This is a genomic window from Isoptericola sp. NPDC057559, assembly GCF_042801555.1.
Lineage (GTDB): Bacteria > Actinomycetota > Actinomycetes > Actinomycetales > Cellulomonadaceae > Isoptericola.
The window spans coordinates 13528-37824 of the sequence record NZ_JBHVFQ010000011.1; the positions used below are offsets into that span (position 1 = coordinate 13528).

20 protein-coding genes are annotated in these 24297 nt (G+C 73.9%); 9 read left to right on the forward strand and 11 right to left on the reverse strand.

From position 1 onward, the window contains the following. Positions 1-22: 22 nt before the first annotated feature. From ACFU5J_RS12205 to ACFU5J_RS12220, 4 genes are read right to left on the reverse strand one after another with little or no spacing between them, the layout of a single operon-like run. Entirely contained in the window at positions 23-976 is a 954-nt protein-coding gene (locus ACFU5J_RS12205) for an ROK family protein (RefSeq protein WP_430578876.1), read from the reverse strand. Continuing rightward, entirely contained in the window at positions 977-1906 is a 930-nt protein-coding gene (locus ACFU5J_RS12210; RefSeq protein ID WP_430574295.1) for a carbohydrate ABC transporter permease, read from the reverse strand. It lies immediately after the preceding gene. Beyond that, on the reverse strand, positions 1896-2819 hold the full coding sequence (locus ACFU5J_RS12215; protein WP_430574296.1) for a carbohydrate ABC transporter permease: 924 nt from the start codon (positions 2817-2819) through the stop codon (positions 1896-1898). The genes ACFU5J_RS12210 and ACFU5J_RS12215 overlap by 11 nt, the downstream gene beginning before the upstream one ends. A gap of 25 nt (positions 2820-2844) precedes the next feature. Continuing rightward, positions 2845-4101, reverse strand: a complete 1257-nt coding sequence (locus ACFU5J_RS12220; protein WP_430574297.1) for an ABC transporter substrate-binding protein — start codon at positions 4099-4101, stop codon at positions 2845-2847. 377 nt (positions 4102-4478) lie between these two features. On the opposite strand from ACFU5J_RS12220, the gene ACFU5J_RS12225 reads away from it, so the two are divergent. Further along, on the forward strand, positions 4479-5663 hold the full coding sequence (locus ACFU5J_RS12225) for an ROK family protein (RefSeq protein ID WP_430578877.1): 1185 nt from the start codon (positions 4479-4481) through the stop codon (positions 5661-5663). 30 nt (positions 5664-5693) lie between these two features. Here ACFU5J_RS12225 and ACFU5J_RS12230 read toward each other — a convergent pair whose 3' ends face one another. The 3 genes from ACFU5J_RS12230 to ACFU5J_RS12240 form a co-directional block, all read right to left on the reverse strand. Then, entirely contained in the window at positions 5694-7097 is a 1404-nt protein-coding gene (locus ACFU5J_RS12230) for an alpha-L-fucosidase (protein WP_430578878.1), read from the reverse strand. A gap of 66 nt (positions 7098-7163) precedes the next feature. Beyond that, positions 7164-8696, reverse strand: coding sequence for a M81 family metallopeptidase (locus ACFU5J_RS12235; RefSeq protein WP_430578936.1), 1533 nt, complete (start codon positions 8694-8696; stop codon positions 7164-7166). A gap of 182 nt (positions 8697-8878) precedes the next feature. After that, positions 8879-9634: an IclR family transcriptional regulator gene (locus ACFU5J_RS12240; protein WP_430578879.1), complete on the reverse strand. Its 756-nt coding sequence runs from the start codon at positions 9632-9634 to the stop codon at positions 8879-8881. Positions 9635-9701: 67 nt separating this feature from the next. Here ACFU5J_RS12240 and eda point away from each other — a divergent pair, with 67 nt between their 5' ends. Further along, entirely contained in the window at positions 9702-10355 is a 654-nt protein-coding gene (gene eda, locus ACFU5J_RS12245) for a bifunctional 4-hydroxy-2-oxoglutarate aldolase/2-dehydro-3-deoxy-phosphogluconate aldolase (RefSeq protein ID WP_430574301.1), read from the forward strand. A 26-nt stretch (positions 10356-10381) separates the two neighbouring features. Next, positions 10382-11488 (forward strand): sugar kinase, encoded by a 1107-nt coding sequence (locus ACFU5J_RS12250; protein ID WP_430574302.1) that lies wholly within the window; start codon positions 10382-10384, stop codon positions 11486-11488. Positions 11489-11597: 109 nt separating this feature from the next. On the opposite strand, the gene ACFU5J_RS12255 is transcribed toward ACFU5J_RS12250, so the two are convergent. Then, positions 11598-12626 carry a LacI family DNA-binding transcriptional regulator gene (locus tag ACFU5J_RS12255; RefSeq protein WP_430574303.1) on the reverse strand — a complete coding sequence of 343 codons (1029 nt, stop codon included), beginning with the start codon at positions 12624-12626 and terminating at the stop codon, positions 11598-11600. A 390-nt stretch (positions 12627-13016) separates the two neighbouring features. On the opposite strand from ACFU5J_RS12255, the gene ACFU5J_RS12260 reads away from it, so the two are divergent. The 6 genes from ACFU5J_RS12260 to ACFU5J_RS12285 all read left to right on the forward strand — a co-directional run bounded on the left by ACFU5J_RS12260 (position 13017) and on the right by ACFU5J_RS12285 (position 21095). Then, the gene (locus ACFU5J_RS12260) at positions 13017-14021 is read left to right on the forward strand and encodes an ABC transporter permease (protein WP_430574304.1); all 1005 of its coding nucleotides are present in this window, start codon (positions 13017-13019) and stop codon (positions 14019-14021) included. Further along, entirely contained in the window at positions 14015-14941 is a 927-nt protein-coding gene (locus ACFU5J_RS12265) for a carbohydrate ABC transporter permease (RefSeq protein WP_430574305.1), read from the forward strand. The genes ACFU5J_RS12260 and ACFU5J_RS12265 overlap by 7 nt, the downstream gene beginning before the upstream one ends. Positions 14942-15041: 100 nt before the next feature. Continuing rightward, a complete protein-coding gene (locus ACFU5J_RS12270; RefSeq protein WP_430578880.1) occupies positions 15042-16715 on the forward strand; it encodes an extracellular solute-binding protein in 1674 nt (557 codons plus the stop codon). Between the two features lie 3 nt (positions 16716-16718). Beyond that, positions 16719-18248: a xylan 1,4-beta-xylosidase gene (locus ACFU5J_RS12275; protein WP_430578937.1), complete on the forward strand. Its 1530-nt coding sequence runs from the start codon at positions 16719-16721 to the stop codon at positions 18246-18248. Beyond that, positions 18245-18982: a glycosyltransferase gene (locus ACFU5J_RS12280; protein ID WP_430578881.1), complete on the forward strand. Its 738-nt coding sequence runs from the start codon at positions 18245-18247 to the stop codon at positions 18980-18982. The genes ACFU5J_RS12275 and ACFU5J_RS12280 overlap by 4 nt, the downstream gene beginning before the upstream one ends. A 52-nt stretch (positions 18983-19034) precedes the next feature. After that, positions 19035-21095 (forward strand): beta-galactosidase, encoded by a 2061-nt coding sequence (locus ACFU5J_RS12285; RefSeq protein WP_430578882.1) that lies wholly within the window; start codon positions 19035-19037, stop codon positions 21093-21095. A 7-nt stretch (positions 21096-21102) separates the two neighbouring features. On the opposite strand, the gene ACFU5J_RS12290 is transcribed toward ACFU5J_RS12285, so the two are convergent. Genes ACFU5J_RS12290 through ACFU5J_RS12300 form a run of 3 tightly spaced genes read right to left on the reverse strand, consistent with a single transcriptional unit; the run spans position 21103 to position 24265 of the window. Then, positions 21103-21936 (reverse strand): ABC transporter permease, encoded by an 834-nt coding sequence (locus ACFU5J_RS12290; RefSeq protein WP_430578883.1) that lies wholly within the window; start codon positions 21934-21936, stop codon positions 21103-21105. Beyond that, positions 21933-22886: an ATP-binding cassette domain-containing protein gene (locus ACFU5J_RS12295; RefSeq protein ID WP_430574310.1), complete on the reverse strand. Its 954-nt coding sequence runs from the start codon at positions 22884-22886 to the stop codon at positions 21933-21935. Before ACFU5J_RS12295 ends, ACFU5J_RS12290 begins: the two co-directional genes overlap by 4 nt. Then, entirely contained in the window at positions 22883-24265 is a 1383-nt protein-coding gene (locus ACFU5J_RS12300; RefSeq protein ID WP_430578884.1) for an FAD-binding oxidoreductase, read from the reverse strand. Before ACFU5J_RS12300 ends, ACFU5J_RS12295 begins: the two co-directional genes overlap by 4 nt. Positions 24266-24297: the final 32 nt, after the last annotated feature.

Consider the following 24297-nt stretch of genomic DNA (forward strand, 5'->3'; position numbering starts at 1 on the left):
CGCGGGCGCGGCGCAGGAACGGTCAGCCCGGCAGGCTGAGAGCGGCCGCCGGCGCCAGCGAGGCGGCGCCGAGCGCGACGGCGTCGCGGCCCAGCGACGACGGCCGCGCGCGCACGGCGGCGCCGGAGACCGGGGGCTCGCGGAGCACGCTCTCGGCCACCCCGGGACCCAGCAGGTCCCACGCCGCCGCGACACCCCCGCCCACCACGACGTCGGTGACGTCGAGCAGGCTGGCGACGAGCACCGCCGCGCGGCCGACGGCGTCCGCCGCCGCGGCGAACGCGTCCCGGGCGTGCGGGTCGCCGGCCCGGGCGAGGTCGGCGACCTCGCGCGCCCCGGCCACCGCGGTGCCCGCGGCCCGCTGGTAGGCGCGCGCGACGGCGCGCCCGGAGGCGAGGGTCTCGAGGTGGCCCCGGCCGCCGCAGGTGCACGGCAGGTCGCCGAACCCCCTCACGTGGCCGATCTCGCCGGCCGCCCCGCGCGGGCCGCGGTACAGCTCGCCGCCGAGCACGAACGCCCCGCCGACGCCGGTGCCGAGCGTGACCGCGAGGACGTCGTCGAGCCCCCGGGCGGCGCCGAGCCGGGACTCGCCGAGGGCGAAGGCGTTGACGTCGTTCTCGACGCGGACCGGCACCCCGAGCGCGGCCCCGAGCTCCGCCCCGAGCGGGAAGCCCGCCCAGTCCCGGAACGAGTCCGACGCGGCCACGACCGTCCCGGAGGCGGCGTCGACCACCCCCGCCGCGCCGACGCCCGCGCCGACCAGCCGCGCGCCGGGCGTCGCGCCCAGGGCGGACCGCACGAGGCCGGCCGCCGTGGCGGCCATGGCCGCCCCGCCGTCCCGTGCCGGGGTGGGGGCGTGCTCGCGGGCGACGACCCGCTCGCCGTCCAGCAGGACGACGGACGTGCCCGTGCCACCGATGTCCAGGCCGGCGACCACGTCCCGCGCGCCGTCGGGCGCGCCGTGGTCCCTGCCCACTCAGCGACCCCCGAGGCCGGCGGTGGCGATGCCCTTGACCAGGTGCTTCTGGAGGGCGATGACGATGATCGTCGTCGGGACCATCGAGATGATCGACGCCGCCATCTGCAGGTCCCACCGGGTGCCGTTCTGGCCGGAGAACGTCGCCAGCCCGATGGGCAGCGTGCCGTGCGACTGGTAGTCGACCACGGTGATCAGCGGCCACAGGTAGCTGTTCCAGAACGCCATGAACGTGAAGACGGCGAGCACGGCGACGGCCGACGTGGCCAGCGGCAGGATGATCCGCCAGAACGTGCGGAACGGGCCCGCGCCGTCGACCCGGGCGGCCTCGTCCAGCTCGAACGGGATGCCCCGGAAGAACTGCCGCATGAGGAACGTGCCGAACGCCGTGAAGGCGAACGGGAAGATCAGCGACTGGTACGAGTCCACCCAGCCGAACCACTGCATGACGATGAACATCGGCACCACCAGGACCTCCTGGGGCACCATCAGCGTCACGAGGAAGAGGACGAAGACGAGGTCGCGGCCCTTCCAGCGCAGCCGGCCGAACGCGTAGCCGGCGGTGGTCGAGACGGCGAGCACCACGAGCGTGCCGGCCACGGCCACCAGGAACGAGTTGCCGATGTACGTGGCGAACGGGCCGTACGTGAAGACGTCGACGAAGTTGCTCCACCGCACCTCGGAGCCCACGAGCCGCGGGGGCATCGAGAAGATCTCGGTGTTCGGCTTGAGCGCCGAGAAGAAGGCGTACACCAGCGGGAGCGCGAACAGCGCGGCGGCCAGGACGACGCCGACGTGCGCGAGCACGAGGCGGACCCGGCCGGTGCCGGAGGTGCTGCCGCGCCGCGGGCGGGGCCCGGCGGCGGGGACGGGGTCGGCGGCCGCCGCCGGCGGCGGCGCCATGAGGACCTCGGTGCGGTCAGTGCTCATAGTGCACCCACCTCTTCTGCGCCCGGAACTGGAACGCGGTCAGCCCGATGATGAGCACGAACAGGACCCAGGCCGCGGCCGCGGCGAGGCCGAGGTCCTGGAACTTGAAGCCCTGGTTGTAGATGAACTGCACCAGGGGGAGGGTCGAGTTGCCCGGCCCGCCGCCGGTGAGCAGCTGGGGCTGGGCGAAGACCTGGAGCGCCGTGATGACGGTCATCACCGTGGCGAAGAAGATCGCCGGCGACAGCATCGGCAGCACCACGCTGCGCAGCATGCGCCACCCCTGGGCGCCGTCGATCCGCGCCGCCTCGACGACGGGGGCCGGCAGCTGCTCCAGCGCGGCCGAGAAGATGAGCATGTTGTAGCCCATGCCCTGCCAGACCGACATGACGACGACCATGACCATCGCCCAGTGCTGGTCGGCGAGGAAGTTCGGCAGCTCGACGCCGAGCACGGACACGGAGATGCCGTTGAACAGGCCCTGCGGCTGCAGGAGCATCTTCCACACGAGCGCGTTCGCCACGATCGGCGTGACGACGGGGATGAAGAACAGCACCCGGAACGCGCCCCGGCCGCGGATGCGCGGGCCGAGGGCGAGCGCGAGCGACAGCGCCACCACGAGGTTGAGCGGCACGTACAGCAGCGCGAAGACGGCGGAGTTGCGCAGCGCCGGCCAGAAGTCGGGGTTCTGGGTGAACAGGGCGACGTAGTTGCCGAGCCCGGCGAAGCTGCGCTCGCCGAACGCGGGCCAGTGGAACAGGCTCATCACGATCGAGAGCCCGACGGGGACGATGGTGAACAGGGCGAGGCCCACCAGGGCCGGGCTCATGAAGCCCAGCGCCTGGCGGGACTCGACCCGGCTCAGCCGGGAGCGGCTGGCGCGCCGCGTCCCGGCCGTGCTGGTCGTGGTCATCGGTGGGAGACCCCTCTCGCGCGGCTCACTGGCCGAACTGCTGCTGCGTCTGCCCGAGGACGTCCGTCATCGAGGCCTGGCCGTTGTAGACGCTGACGAGGTTGGGCTGCAGCGCGGTGTTGACCTGGTCCCAGTTCTTGGTGGAACGCTGGCCCTCGACGTCGGCGAACGCGGCGTCGAACGCGGCCTTGACGTCGTCGCGGACCGACGCGTCGAGGGACTCGAAGTACAGCGGCTGCGACTCGGTGCGCGCGGGGTAGCTGCGGCCGGAGGTCGCCATCGCGTCCTGCGCGTCCTTGCCGACGAGGGAGCCGAGCACCTTCAGGGCGGCCTCCTTGTCGTCGCAGCCCTTCGCGATGCCGTACCCCGAGCCGAGGACGAGGCTCGTGGAGCCGTTCTCGCCGGTGGGCAGGTCGACCATGCCGGCCTCGAACCCGGCGTCGTTGGTCAGGTAGGTCGCGGCGTTCCAGGTGCCGTCCACGGCCATCGCGGCGTTGCCGCCCGAGTACTGGTTCTCGCCCCAGCCGGTGTCGGACGCGGAGGCCGCGGGCAGCGCGACCTTCTGGTCGGTGACGAGGCCGGCGTACCACTCCGAGGCGTCGACGAACGCCGGGTCCGTGAGCGCGAGCGCGCCGTCCTCGCCCACCGGCTGCTTGCCGGACTGCGCGATCGGCAGCGCCATCCACTGGAACTCGCCCAGCCCGACGGCGAAGCCCGCGTCGGAGTCCGTCGTGGCGCCCTTCGCGGTCGCCTCGAAGTCGTCGAACGACCACCCGATCGCCGGTTCCGGGGCACCCGCCGCGTCGATGAGGTCCTTGTTGTAGTAGACGAGCATCGTCGCGACGTCGTAGGGCACCCCGAGGAGCTTCCCGTCGTAGGTCATGATGTCGAGCGCGCCGGGGGCGAAGTCGTCCTTGCTGAGGCCGGCGGTCTCGAGGTCGGCGTCCGTGAGCGGCTCGAACGCGTCGGCGTACGTGGACAGGCGCTGGCCGTTCATCGACGTGATGCAGGCCAGGTTGCCCGACGACAGGTTGGTCGTGAGCTTCGTGAAGTAGTCGTTCCACGGGGCCGTCTGGAGTCGGACCTCGACGTCCGGGTTCTCCTTCTTGACGATCTCGAGCGTCTCGTTGAGCGCGTCCGTGTCGGACTGGCTGCCGGACCACATGTCCCAGACGATCGTGCCGCCGTCGGAGCCGGAGCCGCCGGATCCGGAGCCGGAGCCGCACGCCGCGAGGCCGAGGGTCGCGAGGACCGCGGTGCCGGCGAGGAGGGGGGTGCGCATGCGCATGGGAGTTCCTCTCTGGTGGGTGCTGTGCGGGGCGCGGCGTCGGTGCCGTGCGCCCTGGAGCGAGGTGGGGGGCTGGGGAGACGGAGCCGCGGGGTGCCGACCGTCGTCGGCGGGCGTCCGCGGTGTCGTCATGGCGTCGTCTTCTCCTCGTCGAGATCCGTCCGGCGCCGTCCGTGGCCCGGGGGTCGACCGAGGGGTGCTGTCTTCGTTCGGTCGAACGTGCGCCCATCACACCATACGAATCAAAGTTTGCGAACTTAGTTCGGTAATCTCGTCCAATATTCGGGCCGATCGCGCGATCGGCTGGTCCTGACGCCGCTCGTGAGCCACGATGGGGCGTGTCAACTTTGTTCGATCGCGAAGGAACCTCGATGGTCGTCGACCCCGCTCCCGCCCAGGCAGCCGCCGACGCGCCCGTGACGTCGCAGATCGTCGCGCTGGTCTCCGCCGGCGTCGCGACGTCGCGCGCCGACCTCGCCCGCGAGCTGGGCGTGGCCCCCTCCACGGTCTCCGCCCGCGTCACCGAGCTCATCGACGCCGGCGTCCTCGACGAGGGTGGCGCGGGCGAGTCGCGGGGCGGTCGCCGCCCGCGGCTGCTGCGGCTGCGCCCCGAGGGCGGCCACGTGCTCGCCGCCGACCTCGGGGGCACGCACGCCCGCCTCGGGGTCATGAGCCTCACCGGCCGCCTCGGGGCCGTCCGCGAGGTGCCCGTCGAGATCGCGGCCGGGCCGGAGGCCGCGCTCGCCGCCGTCCTCGCCGAGGGGACGGACCTGGCCGCGCCGTTCGCGCCCGCGTCGGTGCTCCGGGGGCTCGCGGTGGGCCTGCCCGGCCCGGTCGACGTCGAGACCGGCCGCGTGGAGTCGCCTGCGCGCATGCCCGGCTGGAACGGCTTCCCCGTGCGGGAGTGGCTGGCCGAGCGCGCCGGGGTGCCGGTGCTGGTGGACAACGACGTCAACCTCATGGCGCTGGGCGAGCACTTCTCCTACGGGCGCCGGGTGCAGCACTCCGTGACCGTGAAGGCCGGCTCCGGGATCGGCAGCGGCCTCATCGCCTCGGGCCGCCTGCACCGCGGGGCGACGGGGGCGGCCGGCGACATCACGCACTCCCGCGTGAGCGCCGCCGGGGAGATCCCCTGCTCGTGCGGCAAGCTCGGCTGCCTCGAGACGATCGCCTCCGGCGCCGCGATCGTGCGGCAGCTGCGCGCCCGGGGCGTGGACGTCGCCACGACGGCGGACGTCGTGCGTCGCGCGCGCGACGCCGAGCCCGACGCGACGACCCTCGTCCGGGAGGCGGGGCGCCACCTCGGCGAGGTGCTGTGCACCGTCGTGAACTTCGTGAACCCCGACGCGGTGTTCCTGGGGGGCGCCCTGTCCACGCTGGAGCCGTTCGTGGCGAGCGTGCGGTCCCAGCTCTACGAGGGCTGCCACCCGCTCGTGACGAAGAACCTCGTCATCACGCGCGCCACGACCGGCCCCGAGGCGGGCGTGATCGGCGCCGGGCGGCTCGTCGTGCAGCACGTCCTCGCCGATCCCGGCGCCTACCTGCTCCACGACTGACCGCGGGCCCCCGCAGGGGCCCGCGGCGGGTCACCGGCGCACGCGCAGCACCGCGACGTGCGCGTCGCGGAGCCCGTCCGGCACGACGACGTCCCGCGTGGGGTCGCCCTCGGCGCCCGCGGCGCCCGCGGTGCCCGCGCGGTCGGCGGGCGCGCCGGAGAGCCAGGCGACGTCGGCCGCCCCCGCGAGCTCGGGCGCCAGCGCGACCAGGCCCCTGCCGGGCTCCAGGACGTGCACGAACACCTCGTCGCCGCGGCTCGTGTACGCGACCGGGCTGCGCCGCGGGTCGGGCCGCCCGGTCACCGGGTCGGACGGGACGTCGCCGCTGCGCACCCACGGCCGCGTGCCGTAGATCGCGTCGCCGTACGCCCCGAGCCAGCGCCCGAGAGCGGCGAGGCGGTCGCGCTGCAGGTCCGGGATCGACCCGTCCGCGCGGGGGCCGACGTTGAGCAGCAGGTTGCCGTTCTTGCTCACGACGTCGACGAGCAGGTGGATCAGCTCGCGCTCGCCGATGGTGTGCTCCGGCCCCTCGGCCTCGTTGTAGCCGAACGACCACCCGAGGCCCCGGGTCGCCTCCCACGGGTGCGGCAGGGTCTCCGGCACGTGGGAGTACTCGCGGGTCCAGAACCCGTGGAACGGCACGCCCCACCGGTCGTTGACGACGCCGCCGGGCACGGCCTCGAGGTACTCGCGCAGCACCGCGGCCAGCCCGTGCGGCGCGGTCGTCTTGCCGGCGTCGGGCCAGTCGATGTCGTTCCACAGCACGTCGGGGGAGAAGCGGTCCACGAGCTCGCGCAGCTGCGCCGCGGCGTACCGGGCGAAGACGTCGTCGTTGCGGCGCAGCCGGAACAGGTCCGTCGACGACTCGATCGGGGGGTATTCGCTGGTGTGCCAGTCGAGCGCGCCGGAGTAGTACAGGCCGAGGCGGGCACCGGCCTCGCGGGTCGCGCGGGCGATCTCCGCGACCAGGTCGCGGCCGGGGCCGCGACGGACGGCGTTGAACGGCGTGGTCCCGGTGTCCCACAGGCAGAAGCCGTCGTGGTGCTTCGTGGTCGGCACGACGTAGCGTCCGCCGGCCGCGACGAGGTCGCCCACGAGCGCGTCGGCGTCGAAGCCCGTGACGTCCCAGAGGTCGGCCAGGTCCTCGTACGACGTGCCCGCGCCGTACCGCTCCTCGTGCCGGCGGCGCGTGGGGCTGCCGTCGATGCGCACCGTGTTGGCGTACCACTCGGCGTACTGGTGGTGGGCGTAGGCGTCCTCGTCGGGCACCGAGCCCTCGGCGTGCGGGGTGCCCCACGCGGGCACGGAGTACACGCCCCAGTGGACGAAGAAGCCCAGCTTGGCGTCGCGGTACCACGCGGGCACGACGGCGTCGGGGTAGGTGGGGGCGTCGGCGCCCAGGTCGGGCCCGGTGCGCTCCTCGAAGTTCAGCACGGTCGGCTCCTCGGTGGTGGGGTCGGCGTGGTCGTGGTGGTGGGTGGGCTCGCGGGCGGGCCGCGGTCAGCCGCGTCGCTCGGGCTCGCCGCGGCGGCGCAGCACCGGGCGCAGGTCGGGGTCGGGCATGTCCGGGTCGAAGGGGAACATCGGGCGCTCGATCCGGTGGTGCCCCAGGCGCAGCAGGTCCTGGTCCACGCCGCCGGGCGTGAGCGCGAGGCGCCAGTCGGCGGCCAGGTCGTACAGCTCGGGCTCGAGGTAGCCGATCTTCACGACGACGACGTCCGCGCGGTGCGGGTCCAGGCCGAGCCGCGTGAAGTCCTGCACGTGGTGGTAGGGCTTGCGGCGCTCGGTGACGATCGCGTGCACGCCGCCGCGCCGCACCACGACCACGGTGCCGGCGTCGGCGTCGCCCGGCGTGACCGAGAAGACCTCGCCGTCGAGCCGCACCGGGCCCCGGGCCCGGCCGTCGACGTGGCCCCCGACCTCGACGTCGACCCGGCCCCCGACGCCCGCGCGCACCGCGGCCTGGACCGCCGCGGGGTCGAACACCGACGCGTGGATCACGGTGGGGCCGTCGGCGGCGGCGAACCGGGCGTCGTCGAGCAGGTCGCCGAGCGACCAGGAGACGTCGCCGGCGCCGCCCGCCGTGGGGTTGTCGCCGGAGTCGGAGACGACGAACGGGCGCGGGGCGTCGTGCGGCCGCGCGAGCGCGAGGTCCAGGCACTCGCCGAACGTGCCGGTGGGCGCGACGAACTCGAAGCCGTCCCGCGCGGCCCAGAACGCCTCCGCGAGCGTGCGCGCCTCGGCGGCGGCGAGGTCCGGGTCGTCGCCGGTGACGACGACGGCGGCCTGGCAGCGGGGCTCGTCGGCCCAGGCGTAGCCGATCCAGATCGCCGCGTCGAGGACGCCGTCCTTCGCCTCGACCGCCGGCAGCCGGTCGTAGAGGCCGAGGGCCGGCTCGAGCCGCGTGCTCGTCTTCTCGCCGGGCAGCAGGACGGGCACCTGCACCCACGCCTGCCACGGCCGGCGGGCGGCGGGGTCGGAGCCGTGCGGGCCGCGGAGCCGCTCGAGCAGGTGGTGCACGGCGCGCTCACGGGTGTTCGCCTCGTCCTCGTGCGGGGCCATGCGGTAGCAGGTGAGGAGGTCGACCGCGCGCGACAGCGCGGCGGAGACGTTGCCGTGCAGGTCCATCGACGCGGACACGAGCGTGTCGGGGCCGAGCGCCTCCCGCACGGCGGTGGCCAGGTCGCCCTCGGCGTCGGTGGCGCCGACCACGCTCATCGCGCCGTGGAGGTCGAGGTAGAGGCCGTCGAGCGGGCCGTGCGCCGCGACCTCGGCGCGGACCCGCTCGACGATCTCGTCGCGCATGGCGGCGTACACCTCGGGGTCGACCGCGCCGCCGGGCAGGGACCGGCCGTGCAGGAAGGGCAGCCACTCCGCGGCGTCGCCGCGCTCCGTGCCGGCCGCGAGGAACGGGTAGCGGGCGCGCAGCTCGTCGCCCCGGCGGAGGGTGAACGCCTCCCAGCCGCTGACGTGCGGGGAGAACGTGGAGGACTCGATGGAGATGCCCGCGATGCCGATGCGGGGGCGGGGCAGGCCGCCCGGCGCGCGAGGGCTGAGCGGGGGCGACCAGACGGCGGAGGCGAGAGGCGGCACGGCGGTGTGGGCTCCTGTCGGGCAGAGTGATCTGATGTATCGACGGTCGCAGCGAGGGTAGCTGCGAAGCGCGGATGACGGACTGTGTCGATCGGCGTGCTGACGAGAAATACGTCAGATGATTATGGCCCGCTCGGCGGCAGGGTCAACCCGGCGGGCAGGGTGCGGCCCAGCACCTCCCGCAGGGCGCGGGTCCGCTCGGCCCCGGCCGTGCCGCTCATCCGCTCGGCGGGCGCGGTGATGCTGACCGCCGCCACCGGGCGCCCGCCGCGCAGCAGCGCGACGGCCACGCACGCGATGCCGGGCTCGTTCTCCTCGGTCTCGGTGGCGTACCCGCGGCCGCGGGCGTCGTCGAGGGCGGCGCGCAGGCGCTCGGCCGGCTCCCGGTCGGCGGCGTACCGCTCGATCTCCGCCCTGTCCGCCGGGGCGGCGGCGAGCAGCGCCCGTCCGAGGGCGCTCGTCGCGGCGGGGATGCGCCGGCCGACGGCGGACCACACGCGCAGCGGGCGCTGCGGCTCCACCTTGTCGAGGTAGACCACCTCCTGGCCGGCGAGGGTGCCGAGGTGCACGAGCTCGTCGACCTCGTCGCGCAGGGCCTCCAGGGCCGGGCGCAGCAGGCCCGGCAGGTTGTCCTCGGCGAGGTAGGCGGCGCCGAGGGAGAGGACGGCCGGGCCCAGCGTGTACGCGCCGTCGGGGCCCTGGTCGGCGTAGCCGCGGTGCCGCAGGGCGGCGAGCGTGCGGTGCAGCGTCGACTTGTTGGCGCCCACCTCGGCGGCGAGGTCGGCGAGGGCGACGCCGCCGGCGCCGGCGCGCGCGAGCGCGTCGAGCGTGAGGAGCGCCTTGTCGACGCTGCCGAGCGGGCTGGGGGGTTGGGTCATCGCGAACGGTCCTCTATGGTGTTCCGTAGTGAACAACGTACGTTCACCATAGCGAAACGGAGCCAGGATGTCCTCCCCCTCGATCCAGGCCGGCGACGTCGTCGCCGCGCTCGGCGCCCACCGCCTCGTGCCCGTCGTCGTGGTCGACGGCGCCGACGAGGGCGCGCGCCTCGCCGACGCGCTCGTCGCCGGCGGCCTCCCCGTCGCCGAGATCACCCTGCGCACCGCAGGCGGCATCGACGCGATCCGCGCGGTCGCGCGCACCCAGCCCGACGTCGTCGTCGGGGCGGGGACGGTCACCACCGTCGAGCAGGTCGACGCGGTCGTCGACGCCGGCGCGCGCTACATCGTGTCGCCCGGGCTGTCGGCGGCCGTCGTGCGCCGGGCCCAGGACCACGGCGTCCCGGTGCTGCCCGGCGTCGCCACGCCCAGCGAGATCATGGCCGCGCTCGACCTCGGCGTCGACGTGGTCAAGCTGTTCCCCGCGTCCGTCGTGGGCGGCCCCGCCGCCATCAAGGCGTTCTCCGCGCCGTTCCCCGGCCTGCGCTTCGTCCCCACCGGCGGCGTGGGCGCCGCCAACCTCGGCGAGTACCTCGGCCTCGCCCCGGTCCTCGCCGTCGGCGGGTCCTGGATGGTCGAGAAGTCGCTCGTCGTCGCCGGCGACTGGGCCGAGATCACCCGCCGCACCGCCGAGGCCGTCGCCCTCGCGCAGACCGCCTGAGCACGCCGAGCCCGCAAGGAGTCCTGATGCCGAACCCGTCCCTGACCACCCGCCCCGCGGCCGAGTGCCGCTACGACGTCGTCGCGCTCGGCGAGGTCATGCTGCGCCTCGACCCGGGCGACCGCCGCGTGCGCACCACCCGCTCGTTCGACGTCTGGGAGGGCGGCGGCGAGTACAACGTGGCCCGCGGCCTGCGCCGCGCGTTCGGGCTCCGCGGCGCGATCGTCACCGCCCTGGCCGACAACGAGGTGGGCCGCCTCGTCGAGGACTTCATGCTCACCGGCGGCCTCGACACCTCCTGGGTGCAGTGGCGCGACTACGACGGCATCGGCCGCAGCGTCCGCAACGGCCTCAACTTCACCGAGCGCGGCTTCGGCGTGCGGGGCGCGGTCGGCGTGAGCGACCGCGGCAACACCGCCGTCTCGCAGATGAAGCCCGAGGACGTGGACTGGGACGAGCTGTTCGGCTCCGGCGTGCGTTGGCTGCACACCGGCGGCATCTTCGCCGCGCTGTCCGAGTCGGCCGCCGACGTCGCCGAGGCCGCGATGACCGCGGCGAAGAAGCACGGGACGATCGTGTCCTACGACCTCAACTTCCGCCCGTCCCTGTGGAAGGGCATCGGCGGGGTCGAGCGCGCCCGCGAGGTCAACCGCCGCCTGGCGCACCACGTCGACGTGATGATCGGCAACGAGGAGGACTTCACCGCGTCCCTCGGCTTCGAGGTCGAGGGCGTGGACGAGAACCTCACCGACCTCGACACGGGCGCCTTCCGCACCATGATCGGCACGGCCGCCGAGGCCTACCCGAACTTCCAGGTCATCGCGACCACGCTGCGCGGCGTGAAGTCGGCCTCCGTGAACGACTGGGGCGCCATCGCCTGGTCGCGCGCCGAGGGCTTCGTCGAGGCCACGCACCGCGCCGACCTGGAGATCTTCGACCGCGTCGGCGGCGGCGACTCCTTCGCCTCCGGTCTGGCGTACGGCCTCCTGGAGCTCGGCTCCCTGCAGGAGGCCGTGGAGTACGGCGCCGCGCACGGCGCCCTCGCCATGACCACCCCCGGCGACACGACGACGGCCACCCTCGCCGAGGTCGCCAAGCTCGCCGGCGGAGGCAGCGCGCGCGTCCAGCGCTGACCCGTCCGGCGCTGACCCGTCCGGTGCATCGAGCGTGCTGACCTGATCCTCATACGGCCGGTATGAGGATCAGGTCAGCACGCTCGATGCCGTCCGGGGGCGCGCCCCCTCAGGGAGCGAGGGGAGCGGTGGACTCCCGCACGACGAGCTCCGTGGAGAGGTTGACCCGGCGCACGAGGGGCGCCTCGCCGCGGGCGAGGGCGAGGAGCGTGCGGGTCGCGGTGCTGGCCATCTCGAGCAGGGGCTGGCGCACGGTGGTCAGGGCCGGGGCGGTCCAGGTCGCGAGCGGCAGGTCGTCGTACCCGACGACGGACAGGTCGCGGGGCACGGACAGGCCGCGCTCCTGGGCGCCGCGGAGCAGCCCGATGGCCTGCATGTCCGAGCCGGCGAAGACGGCGGTGGGGCGGTCGGGCAGGTCGAGCAGCTCGCTGCCGGACCGGTACCCGGACTCCACCTCGAAGTTCCCCGACCGCACGAGGGCGGGGTCGAAGGCGACGCCCGCCTCCTCGAGCGCGGTCCGGTAGCCGTCCAGGCGGGCCCGGCTGCACAGCATGTCGCCGGGGCCGGAGATGGCCGCGATGCGGCGGTGCCCGAGCTCCAGCAGGTGGCGGGTGGCGACGAGGCCGCCGTTCCAGTTGTCCGACCCGACGGTGGGGACGTCGGGCGGCGGCTCGCCGTCCGTGTCGATGACGACGAACGGGATCGACCGGGTGGTGAGCTGCCGGCGCTGCGCGGCGCTGAGGCTGGCGGCCACCAGCAGCACGCCCAGCGGCGGGCGCGACAGGGTGGTCTCGAGCCACGCGCCCGGCGGCCGGTGCTCGCCGCCCAGCTCGGTGAGGATGACGCTCAGGCCGGCGGCCGCGGCGGCGTCCTCTACGCCGCGGATGATCTCGGTCGACCAGGCCGACCCGACCCGGTGGAAGACGAGGTCGACGAGGCCCGCGCCGACCGGCGGGGTCGCGGCGCGACGCCGGCGGTAGCGGTGCTTCTCGAGGGCGGCCTCGACGCGGGCGCGCGTCGCGGGGGCGACGTCCGCCTTGCCGTTCAGCACCTTGGACACGGTGGGCGGGGACACGCCGAGCTCCCGGGCGATCTCGGCGATCGTCGGGGCCTGGCCGCGGGGGGTGGGGGCGTTCATGGTCCGTCCTGTCGGGGCCGCGACGGCGGCGCCAGTTCCGCGCCGATCGACGCAACTTTCGGCTCGACCGTACACGATGCACGCGCCGCTCGAGGCCCGTCGTGGCGGGTTCACCCGCACCCGTCGGGGTCGCTTCGGTCGCTGGCGGTCGTGGCGTCGTCGTGCGCTCCCCGATGACGAGAACTCCCGGAATTCCAGGCCGCAGAGGCATCCCGCGGCGGCCGGCCGAGGCGCCGTGACCAGACCGTGACCCGCGGGGTGCTTGACCGCCGTCGCGCCGCGCCCCTAATCTCGGCCGCGAATAGAGAACGTTTTCGAAGCCGAAACTTTCGACCGAGGCGCGCTGTCGCGCTGACAGGGACGCACGACGACGTGACGGGCTGGGGATCCATGGCGCAGAGCGCAGGAACGGTGGCGGCCGAGCCGCTGAGCGACGACGTACCGCCGTCGCCGGCACCGCCGGGCGACCGGCCGCGGCGGGTGCGCCGCGCGCGCACCACGTGGCGGCAGGCGCTGCGCAAGGACTGGCGGCTCTACACCTTCGTGGCGCTGCCGCTGCTCTTCTTCCTCGTCTTCAAGTACCTGCCGATGGTGGGCAACGTGATCGCCTTCCGGCGGTTCCGGCCCGGCGGCAGCGTCTTCGGGGACGAGTGGGTGGGCTTCTACTACTTCGAGATGTTCATCCACAACCAGCAGTTCTGGCAGGTGTTCTGGAACACCGTGGTCCTGGGCCTGCTGACGCTGGCGATCTGCTTCCCGCTGCCGATCGTCCTGGCGCTCATGCTGAACGAGCTGCGCTCGCGCCGGTTCAAGAAGGCCGTGCAGACGATCTCCTACCTGCCGCACTTCATGTCGATCGTCATCGTGGCGGGCCTGGTGCTGCAGCTGACGTCGGTCTCGGGCACGGTCAACCAGCTCGTCGAGGCGTTCGGCGGCAACGCGATCACGTTCATGCAGCAGCCGGAGTGGTTCCGCACGATCTACGTGAGCTCCGAGGTCTGGCAGACCGTCGGCTGGGGCACGATCCTCTACCTCGCCGCCCTCACGACCGTGGACGACCAGCTCTACGAGGCCGCCCGGATCGACGGCGCGAACCGCTGGCAGCAGACGTGGCACGTCACCCTCCCGGGCATCCGCCCCACGATGATGGTGCTGCTCATCCTCAACATCGGCTCCTTCATGGCGGTCGGGTTCGAGAAAGTCCTGCTGCTGCAGAACCCGCTGGTCTACGCGACCGGCGACGTCATCTCGACGTACCTGTACCGCGTGGGCATCCAGTCGGCGCAGTTCTCCTACGGTGCCGCGATCGGCCTCTTCGAGGCGCTCATCGGCCTGGTCCTCGTGCTGTCCGCGAACTACGCGTCGCGCCGTCTGGTGGGAGCTTCCCTGTGGTGATCGAGACGTCCGCCCCCGACCTCGCCGCCGTCCGCAGCGAGGCGACGACCGTCCGCGACACCGCGGGCTACCGCGTCTTCAAGGTCGCGAACGCCGTCGTCCTCCTCGTGGTGTGCGCGGTGACGCTGTACCCGTTCGTCAACCTCGTCGCGAAGGCGTTCTCGTCCGAGGGGCACATCGCCGCCGGCGAGGTGAACCTGCTGCCGCGGGGCTTCAACGTCCAGACCTTCGAGGTCGTCATGGGCGACTCGCTGTTCTGGACGAACTACGGCAACACGGTGCTCTACACCGTGCTGGGCACGGTCATCTCGATGGCGCTCACCACGACGTTCGCCTACGCGCTGAGCCGGCGGGAGCTCAAGGGCCGCTCGTTCTTCATCGGCGTCGCGGTCTTCACGATGTTCTTCAGCGGCGGCCTGATCCCGAACTACATCCTCGTGGCCGACACGCTGAACATGCGGAACACGGTCTGGGCGATCGTCGTCCCGAACGCCATCTCGGTGTTCAACCTCCTGGTCATGAAGTCGTTCTTCGAGAACTTCCCGGCCGAGCTGGAGGAGGCCGCGGCGATCGACGGGCTGACGACCTACGGGGTCTTCTTCCGCATCGTGCTGCCGCTGTCCAAGGCGGTGCTGGCCACCATGACGCTGTTCTACGCCGTGAGCATGTGGAACTCGTGGTTCAGCGCCTTCCTGTACCTGGACCAGAAGGAGCTGTTCCCGGTCACGGTCTACCTGCGCAACCTCATCGCGGCGGCGTCCAACCCCGCCGCGGGGATCACCGGGCAGGAGGCCGTGCAGATCGGGGCCAACATCCAGTCCGTGACGATGCTGCTCACGGTGCTCCCGATCATCTGCTTCTACCCCTTCATCCAGAGGTACTTCGTCTCGGGCGTGATGCTCGGGTCCGTCAAGGGCTGACGGACCGCGCCACGCCGCGACCTCGCACCACCTGCCGCACCACCCGGTGCACCACCCCACCCCGCAGAAGAGCGACGACGCTCGTCACCCGAGGAGAACCATGACAACCACCAGGATGCGATCGGCCGTCGCGGCCGTCTCCCTGACCGCGCTCGCGCTGGGGCTCAGCGCCTGCGGCAGCGGCGGGGACGACGACGGCGGGGGCTCCGGCGAGACGGCGGCCGGCGGCGTCACCATCGACGAGGCGCACAGCGTCGGGGCGATGGCCGACTTCGGCGTCGGGACGTCGTTCAAGGCGACCGAGCCGGTGGACCTCGGGCTGATGTACCGCGACCACCCGAACTACCCGGTCAAGGACGACTGGTCGATCTTCCAGCACCTCGAGGACGACCACGGCGTGACCTTCGACCGCACCGACGTGCCGCTCGCCGACTGGGACAACAAGAAGTCCCTGCTGATCGGCTCGGGCGAGGCGCCGGAGCTCATCCCGGTGACGTACCCGGGCCAGGAGACCCAGTTCGTCTCCGGCGGCGCGATCCTCCCGGTGTCCGACTACCTCGAGTACATGCCGAACTTCCAGGACAAGGTCGAGAAGTGGGGCCTGCAGGAGGAGCTGGACACCCACCGGCAGGACGACGGCAAGCTCTACATCCTGCCGGGCCTGCGGGAGATCCCGGACGTGCAGTACTCGGTGGTCATCCGCGACGACCTGTGGAAGAAGGCGGGCGTCACCGAGGACCCGGCCACCTGGGACGAGTTCCGGGAGGACCTGAAGAAGGTCCAGGAGGCCAACCCGGACCTCGACTACGCGTTCACCGACCGCTGGACCGACACCCAGCCGCTCGGCGCGATGCTGCAGTACATGGGCCCGAACTTCGGTGCGACCGGCGGCTGGGGCTACGACAACACCTGGTTCGACGCCGACGCCGGGAAGTTCACGTTCAACGGCACCAGCGACGGGTACAAGCAGATGCTCGAGACCGTGCACGGCATGGTCGAGGACAAGACGTTCGACCCGGAGATCACCCAGTCGGACGACCAGGCGAAGCAGAAGTTCGTCTCCGGCAAGGCGGCGGCGATCTCGGGCAACACGCAGGAGATCACGGTGTACCGGCAGGCGTTCGAGGACGCCGGCAAGGACGCCCCGCTGCGGATGCTCACGCTGCCCGCCGGCCCGGCGGGCAGCAACCTCATGCCGAGCCAGCTCTCCTCCGGCCTGATGATCTCCAGCAAGGCGGCCGAGGACCCGCACTTCAAGGCGCTGCTGCAGTACGTGGACTGGCAGTACTTCTCCGACGAGGGCATGGAGTTCGCCCAGTGGGGCGTGGACGGGGAGACGTTCAGCAAGGGCGGCGACGGCGTGCGCACCCTGAACGACGACATCGGCTGGAACGCCATCAACCCGGGCGCCCCGAAGATGCTCAACACCGACTTCGGGTACAGCAACGGGGTGTTCCTGCTCGCGAACGGGTCCTCGCAGGACCTGCTCGAGTCCGTGATGACGGACGAGGTCAAGGAGTGGACGCGCGCCGTCCTGGACACCAAGGAGGTGCTGCCGGTCAAGCCGGCCGCGGGCCTCGACGAGATGGAGCTCGAGCAGGTCTCCCTGCTGGACACCCAGCTCAAGGACGCGGTGATGGCCGCGACCGCCGGGTTCGTCACCGGCCAGCGCTCGTTCGACGACTGGGACGCGTACGTCGCGGAGATCGACGGTCTCGGCGCCACGCAGCTGGTCGACACGTTCAACACCGCGCTGGCACGCAAGGAGGGCTGAGACCTGACCCCCGTCGTCGTCCCCGACGCGCCCGCCGCCACGCTCTCCGACGCGTGGCGGCGGTGCGTCGGCACCGGCCGGCTCAACCTCGCGCTGCGCCGGGACTACCAGGACTCGCTCGCGCTCGTGCAGTCGGAGATCGGGTTCCGCTACCTCCGCGGCCACGGGTTGCTGTCGGACGACGTGGGGATCCACCGCCCGTACGACGCGGCCGGCCACCGCGGCACGCGGTACTCGTTCACGTACGCCGACCAGATCGTCGACTCGTGGCTCGGCCTGGGGATCAAGCCCTTCGTGGAGCTCGGCTTCATGCCGTCCGGCCTCGCGTCGGGCGACCAGACGGTGTTCTGGTGGAAGGGCAACGTGACCCCGCCCCGCGACCACCGGGAGTGGGCGGCGCTGGTGGGCGCGGTGGTGCGCCACGCCGTCGACCGGTACGGGCTCGAGGAGGTGCGCACCTGGCCGTTCGAGGTGTGGAACGAGCCGAACCTCGTGCACTTCTGGGAGGGCGCGTCGCAGGAGGCGTACTTCCGGCTGTACGAGGTGACGGCCGCGGCGGTCAAGGAGGTCGACGCGTCGCTGCAGGTGGGCGGCCCGGCGATCTCCCCGGGCGCCGAAGAATGGTGGGAGCCGTTCACCCGGTTCGTCGAGGCGCGCGACGTGCCCGTCGACTTCCTGTCGTTCCACGCCTACACGACGGGTCCGGCGCAGCCGGTGCCCTTCGGCACCTACCAGACGCTGCGCCGGCCGCAGTCCCTGCTGGACCAGTTCGCGGCGCCCGCCAAGCTCGTGGCGGGCACGCGGCTGGAGGGGCTGCCCACGCACGTCACGGAGTTCAGCACCAGCTACCGGCCCGACAACCCGGTGCACGACACCGCCTACCAGGCGGCGTCGGTCGCCCCGGTCCTCGCGGCCGGCGGCGACCACGTCGACTCCTTCTCGTACTGGACGTTCTGCGACGTCTTCGAGGAGGAGAACATCCCGACGTCGGTGTTCCACGGCGGCTTCGGGATGCTCGGCCACCGGCAGCTGCGCAAGCCCGTGTTCCACCTGTACGCGTTCATGGCGCGGATGGGTGGCGACGTGCTGCACCGCGGCGAGGACCACCTCGTGACGCGCGACGGCGCGGGGCGCGTCACCGTGCTGGCCTGGCAGCCGGTGGGCGGCACGGACGACGGCGACGAGCCGGACCGGCACGAGCTGCGCCTCAGCGTGCCCGTCGGCGGCGGCGCGACCACGGCCTACGTGCACCGCTCGCGGGTGGGGGAGCACGACGGCAACGCGTTCTCGGCCTGGCGGGAGCTGGGCCGGCCCGCGTCGCCGACCGCGCGCCAGCTCGACCTGCTGCACGAGGCGTCCGCCCCCGCCCGGGAGCACGCCTCCGTGCCGGTCACGCAGGGGCGCGCCGACCTGCGGCTGAGCCTGGGCCGGCACGAGGTCACCCTGGTGGAGATCGACCCCGTGCGCGACGAGACGCCCGCGTGGCTCGACGACGCCCGCATCGTCGGCCGGACGGCGGAGGCCGCGGGATGAGCGCGGCCTCCGCCGGCCGCGGGGCGGGCGCGGCGACCGGGGCAGCGTCCGGGCGGGTGCGCGAGCTCGGCGACGGGCCGCTCGGGCGCCTCACCGCCCGGGTGTACTGGTACCTCGTGGTGGGCGTGCTCGTCGCGCTCGGGACCGTGCCGACGCTCGTCGCGCTGATGCTGCTCGACCGGTCGTCGGGCAACGCCCTGATCGTCCCGCTGTGCCTGCTCCCCGCGGCGCCCGGCCTGGTCGCCGGGCTGTTCGCCCTCGACGCGCGGACCACGGAGGCCACCGCCGGGGCCCCGCCCGCGCCCGCCGCGGCCTTCGCCCGCGGCCTGCGGCTCGGCTGGCGGGACGCGCTGCTGCTCGCCGCGCCGGCGCTCGTCGTGCTGGGGATGGTCGCGACGAGCGTCGTGCACCGCGAGGCCGCCGGCGTCTCCGCCGGCTACGCCGTCGTCCTCCTCGTGATCGGTGCCGCCGTGCTCGTCTGGGCGCTCGCGGCCCTCACGGTCGTGGCGCTGTTCCGCCTCCGGACCCGCGACGTCGCGCGCGTCGCCCTCGACGGGCTCGCCCGCCGGCCGGCGGTCGCCGCCGGGCTGCTCGCGCTCGTCGTCGTCGCGGCGGGCGCGGTGTGGCTGGTCGGCGAGGCCGTCGCCGCGCTGCTCCTCGTCGTCTGGCTGGCGTTCCTGCTCCGCACCGCCCGGCCGCTGCTGCGCGACGTCGCGCGGCGGTTCACGGCCTGACCCCCGCTCGACCCGTACCCACCGCCCGCGACCCCGACCCTGGAGCCCCGCGATGCCCGACCCCCGCGCCCCCAAGATCCGCTACGGCGGCGACTACAACCCCGAGCAGTGGCCGCGGGAGGTGTGGGAGGCCGACTACGCCGCGTTCGACCTGGCGTCGATCGACACGGTGACGCTCAACGTCTTCTCGTGGGCGACGCTGCAGCCGGACGAGGACACCTACGACTTCGCGCTGCTCGACGAGGTCGTCGCGCGCGCCGTGGCGGGCGGGCGCGACGTCGTGCTCGCGACGGCGACCGGCGCGCTGCCGCCGTGGCTCGCGCACCGGCACCCCGAGGTGGAGCGCACCGACTTCCAGGGCCGCCGGCACGTGTACGGGCAGCGGCACAACGCCTGCCCGAGCTCGCCGGTGTACCGGCGCCTGTCCGCCGAGCTCGCCGGCCGGATCGCCGAGCGGTACGCGGGCACGCCGGGGCTCGTGGCCTGGCACGTCGGCAACGAGTACGGCGGGTTCGACGGCGGCTGCTGGTGCGACCTCTGCGCCGCCGGCTTCCGGGACTGGCTGCGCGCCCGCTACGGCACGCTCGAGCGGCTCAACGAGGCGTGGAACGCGGCGTTCTGGTCGCACACGTTCAGCGACTGGGAGCAGATCGTGCCGCCCAACATGCTCAGCGAGCACTGGCGCGGGCCCGACCACACGGCCTTCCAGGGCATCACGCTCGACTACCGGCGGTTCATGTCCGACGCGATGCTCGCCAACTTCCGCGACGAGAAGGCCCGCATCCGGGAGCACGACGCCACGACCCCCGTGACCACCAACTTCATGGGGATGTTCCGGCCGGTCGACTACCACCGGTGGGCCGCAGACCTCGACTTCGCCTCCTGGGACAACTACCCGCCCGGCCAGCGCGAGCACGCGCGCATGGCGCTGGCCCACGACGTCATGCGCGGGCTCAAGGACGGCGCGCCGTTCTGGGTCATGGAGCAGACGCCCACCATCACCGCGTCGCGCGACGTCAACCCGGTGAAGCGGCCGGGCGTGCTGCGGCTGTGGTCGTGGCAGGCCGTCGCGCACGGCGCCGACGCCGTCCTGTACTTCCAGATGCGGCAGTCGAAGGGCGCGTGCGAGAAGTACCACGGCGCCGTCCTCGACCACGCCGGCCGCACCGACACGCGCGCCTTCCGCGAGGTCGCCGCGCTGGGCGCCGAGCTCGACGCGCTGGGCGACGCCGTCCTCGGCGCGCGCACGCCCGCCCGCGTCGCGCTGCTCTTCGACTGGGACTCCTGGTGGGCGGCCGAGATGACGGACGGCTTCAACCGGCACGCGCGGTACGTCGACACCGTGCTGGCCTACTACCGCGCGCTGTGGCAGGCGGGCGCGCAGGTGGACGTCGTGCCGGTGACGGCGGACCTGACGCCGTACGACGTCGTGCTCGCCCCGATGCTGCACGTGCTCAAGGGCGACGTCGCCGCGCGGCTGGAGGGCGTCGTCGCGCGCGGCGGCTCGGTGCTCGCGTCGTACTGGTCCGGCCGGGCCGACGAGGACGCCAACGCCTTCCTCATGGACGCGCCCGGCCCGCTGGGCCCGCTGTTCGGCCTGCGCGTCGAGGAGACCGACTCCGCCGAGCCCGGCGTCACCAACCCCGTCACCCTCAAGGACGGCACGGGCGACGACGCCGTCGCGGACGGCTCCCTCGTCTTCGAGGTCGTGGTGCCCGGGGGCGCGGAGGTCGTCGGTACCTACGGCGCGGAGTTCTACGCCGGGACGCCCGCCGTCACGCGGCACCGCCCTGGCGGGGAGGGGGCCGGCGAGGCCTGGTACGTCGCGACGGCGCTCGACGACGTCGGCACCGGCTGGGTGGTGCGCCGCGTGCTCGACCGGCACGGCCTGGTCGGCCCGTACGCCGACGCCGACGACGTGGAGCTCGCCGTGCGCGCCGGCGCCGACGGGGCCCGGACCGCGTTCGTGCTCAACCACGCCGTCGCCGCCGTCGACGTCGCCGCCCACGCGTCCGGCACGGACCTGCTCACCGGTCGCCGCGTCGAGGCGGGGGAGACGCTGCACCTGGAGCCGACCGACGTCGTCGTCCTCCGCGAGGACCCGCCGAGTTAGTCACCGGTCAGACGACCCGGCGGTAGACGAGGACGGCGGCGGAGCCGAAGACGAGGAGGAACGCGCCGCTCCACAGCAGGGTGGCGGTCACGGCCCCGGCGACCGGCCCGCCGAGCAGCAGGCCCTGGCCGGCCTCGATCGCGCGGCTCACGGGGTTCACCGCGGCCCACGACTGCAGCCAGCCCGGCATCGTCTCGACCGGGGCGGCCATGCCGGTGCCGAACACGAGCGGGAAGGGCAGCAGGAAGCCGACCGTGGAGACCATGACCTCGTCGCGCAGCAGCACGGCGACGAGCACGGTGAGCCAGCTCAGCGAGAAGCCCAGCACGATCGCGAGGCCGCACGCGGCCAGCGTGGGCAGCAGCCCCGTCTCGACGCGGAAGCCGAGCGCGTACCCGACGCCGAACAGCACGGCGAGGGCGATGACGTAGCGGACGGCGTCGGCCAGCACCGACCCCAGCAGCATGGAGGCGCGCGGCACCGGCATGCTGCGGAACCGGTCGAAGACGCCCTTCTTCATGTCCTGCACGATGCTCAGCCCGGTCGCGACCTGCCCCGTGAGCACCGTCGTGAGCACGAGGATCCCGGGGAACAGGTACTGCAGGTACGCGTGCGTCGACCCGGCGACGGCGCCGCCGAACAGGTAGACGAACAGCACGAGGAAGACGACGGGCAGGATCACCGCGTCGACGAGCTCGCCCGGGTTGCGCCGCGTCTTGACCAGGTTGCGGCGGGCCAGCGCGAGGCTGTGGCGCACGAGCGGCCACCGGCGGGGGCGGTCGCCCGCGGCGGCGCTCCGGATGCCGGGTGCGGTCGTCGCGACCGTGGCGGTGCTGGTCATGAGTCCTCCTTCGGGGTGGTGCGTCGCCCGGCGGTCAGGGCGAAGAAGACCTCGTCGAGGCTGGGCAGCCGCAGCGCCACCTCGGTGACGGCGACCCCGGCGTCCTCGAGGCCGCGGACGACGGCGGCGAACGTGCGCTCGTCGTCCACGGACGTCGTGACGACGCCGCCGCGGGGGCGTGCGGGCGGGGTGCCGGTGGCGCGCGCGACGACGTCCGCCGCCGCGCCGGCGAGGGCCGGGTCGCGCGGCCGCACGACCACGGTCTGCCCGCCCACCTGCTGCTTCAGCCCCGCGGGGGTGTCGTGCGCGATGACGCGGCCCTCGTCGATCACGGTGATCTCGTCGGCCAGCGCGTCGGCCTCCTCGAGGTACTGCGTGGTGAGCAGCACGGTGGTGCCGTCGTCGGCCAGCGACCGGATGGTCTGCCACAGCTCCTCGCGCTTGCCGGGGTCGAGGCCGGTGGTGGGCTCGTCGAGGAACAGGATGCTCGGGGAGCCCACGAGGCTCGCGGCCAGGTCGAGGCGGCGGCGCATCCCGCCCGAGTAGGTGGACGCGCGCCGCCCGCCGGCGTCGGCGAGGCCGAACCGGTCCAGCAGCCGCGCGGCGCGGGCGCGGGCCTCGGCCGTGGGCAGGTCGAGCAGCCGGCCGAACAGGACGAGGTTCTCGGCGCCCGTGAGGTCCTCGTCCACGGTGGCGTACTGGCCGGTCAGGCCGATGCGGCGGCGCACGGCCACCGGGTCGCGGGCCACGTCGAGGCCGTCGACGACCGCGCGGCCGGCGTCGGCCCGCAGCAGCGTGGCGAGCACGCGGATGGCGGTGGTCTTCCCGGCGCCGTTGGGGCCCAGCACGCCGAGCACCGTGCCGCGCTCGGCGCGCAGGTCGACGCCGTCGAGCGCCGTCGTCGTGCCGAACGTCTTGACGAGCCCCTCGGCCTCGAACGCGGCGCTCACGACGACGCCTCCCCGCCGGTCACGGGGGCCACGGGGGCCACGTTGAGGTTGCGCGCGAACAGGTTGCCGGGGTCGTAGGCGCGCTTGACGGCCCGCAGCCGGGCGAGCGTGGCGGGCGGGTAGGCCGCGTGCAGGTCGGCCTCCGTGGCGGTGCCCTGGAAGTTCACGTAGGCGCCGGTGCCGTGGGCGGCGACGCCGCGCCACCCGGTGAGCGCCTCCTCGACGGCGGCGTCCGGGGCGTCCGCGGGCACCACGACCCCGCCCACCACCAGCACCTCGGCGTCGCGGTGGGCGAACGCGGTCTCGTCGGGCAGCACCCGCGAGAAGGCGCCGCCCAGGGCACGCAGGCCGAGCGCGGTGGGATGGTCACCCTCGAACGCGGCGACGACGGCCGCCACTGCGGCGTCGTCGAGCCGCGGCACCAGCGCGTTGCGCCCGACCAGGCGCGCGCCCGCCGGGTGGTGCCCGCCCCGGGCGAGGACGGCGGCGTACGGCACGGTCGCGACGTCGTCGGCCAGCAGGGTGCCCAGGCGCCGCAGCGGCTCGATCGACCGGTCGGCGGCCGTGGGGTCGTCGTGGGACGCGCAGACCAGCGCCGTCACCGCGGCGGGGCGCCCGCCCGTCGCGGGGGAGAGCACGAGCGTGCTGCTCAGCTCCTCGTCGGCGGCGCGCAGGGCGTCGCGCCAGCCCGTGACGAGGCGGGCCGGGTCGTCGGGCGCGAACGCGAGCGACCCGAACCGGACGTCGCCCACGCGCGCCGCGACGAGGTCGAGGCTCGTCACCACCCCGAAGTTGCCGCCGCCGCCGCGCAGCGCCCAGAAGAGGCCGGCGTGCCGGTCCGGGCCCACGACCAGCGTGCGCCCGTCGGCGAGGACGACCCGCGCGGCGACCATGGCGTCCACCGCCAGGCCGTGCCGGCGCACCATCCACCCGACGCCGCCGCCGAGCGCGAGGCCGCCGACGCCGACGCCGGCCGTGTCGCCGGCGGTGACGCCGAGGCCGTGCGGGGCGAGCGCCGCGGCGACCTTGCCCCAGGTGGCTCCGGCGCCCACCCGCACCACGTGCCGGTGCGGGTCCACCACCTCGACCGCGTCCAGGTGGCGCAGGTCCACCACCATCCCGCCGTCGTTCGTGGCGCGGCCGGTGAGGCCGTGCCCGCCCGAGCGGACGGACAGGGCCAGCCCCTCGCGGGCGGCGTACGCCAGTGCGGCGGCCACCTCGGCCTCCCCGCGGGGCCGCACCACCAGGGCGGGGGTGCCGGTGGCGAAGACGGTGCGTCGTGCGTCGTCGTACCCCTCGTCACCGGGGACGAGGACGTCGCCCAGCCCGGTGCCGACAGCGGTGGGGGCGGGGGTGCGGCGGGGTGCCTGGATGCTCATGGCGGTGCTCCTCGGGGTCGGTCGTGCGTCGT

Bases quoted from the DNA above. Each gene is read 5' to 3' on its own strand.
- ACFU5J_RS12220 (WP_430574297.1), bottom strand. From the start codon at position 4,101: ATGCGCACCCCCCTCCTCGCCGGCACCGCGGTCCTCGCGACCCTCGGC.
- ACFU5J_RS12210 (WP_430574295.1), bottom strand. From the start codon at position 1,906: ATGAGCACTGACCGCACCGAGGTCCTCATGGCGCCGCCGCCGGCGGCG.
- ACFU5J_RS12285 (WP_430578882.1), top strand. From the start codon at position 19,035: ATGCCCGACCCCCGCGCCCCCAAGATCCGCTACGGCGGCGACTACAAC.
- eda (WP_430574301.1), top strand. From the start codon at position 9,702: ATGTCCTCCCCCTCGATCCAGGCCGGCGACGTCGTCGCCGCGCTCGGC.
- ACFU5J_RS12225 (WP_430578877.1), top strand. From the start codon at position 4,479: ATGGTCGTCGACCCCGCTCCCGCCCAGGCAGCCGCCGACGCGCCCGTG.
- ACFU5J_RS12300 (WP_430578884.1), bottom strand. From the start codon at position 24,265: ATGAGCATCCAGGCACCCCGCCGCACCCCCGCCCCCACCGCTGTCGGC.
- ACFU5J_RS12250 (WP_430574302.1), top strand. From the start codon at position 10,382: ATGCCGAACCCGTCCCTGACCACCCGCCCCGCGGCCGAGTGCCGCTAC.
- ACFU5J_RS12290 (WP_430578883.1), bottom strand. From the start codon at position 21,936: ATGACCAGCACCGCCACGGTCGCGACGACCGCACCCGGCATCCGGAGC.
- ACFU5J_RS12215 (WP_430574296.1), bottom strand. From the start codon at position 2,819: ATGACCACGACCAGCACGGCCGGGACGCGGCGCGCCAGCCGCTCCCGG.
- ACFU5J_RS12240 (WP_430578879.1), bottom strand. From the start codon at position 9,634: ATGACCCAACCCCCCAGCCCGCTCGGCAGCGTCGACAAGGCGCTCCTC.
- ACFU5J_RS12255 (WP_430574303.1), bottom strand. From the start codon at position 12,626: ATGAACGCCCCCACCCCCCGCGGCCAGGCCCCGACGATCGCCGAGATC.
- ACFU5J_RS12260 (WP_430574304.1), top strand. From the start codon at position 13,017: ATGGCGCAGAGCGCAGGAACGGTGGCGGCCGAGCCGCTGAGCGACGAC.
- ACFU5J_RS12270 (WP_430578880.1), top strand. From the start codon at position 15,042: ATGACAACCACCAGGATGCGATCGGCCGTCGCGGCCGTCTCCCTGACC.
- ACFU5J_RS12280 (WP_430578881.1), top strand. From the start codon at position 18,245: ATGAGCGCGGCCTCCGCCGGCCGCGGGGCGGGCGCGGCGACCGGGGCA.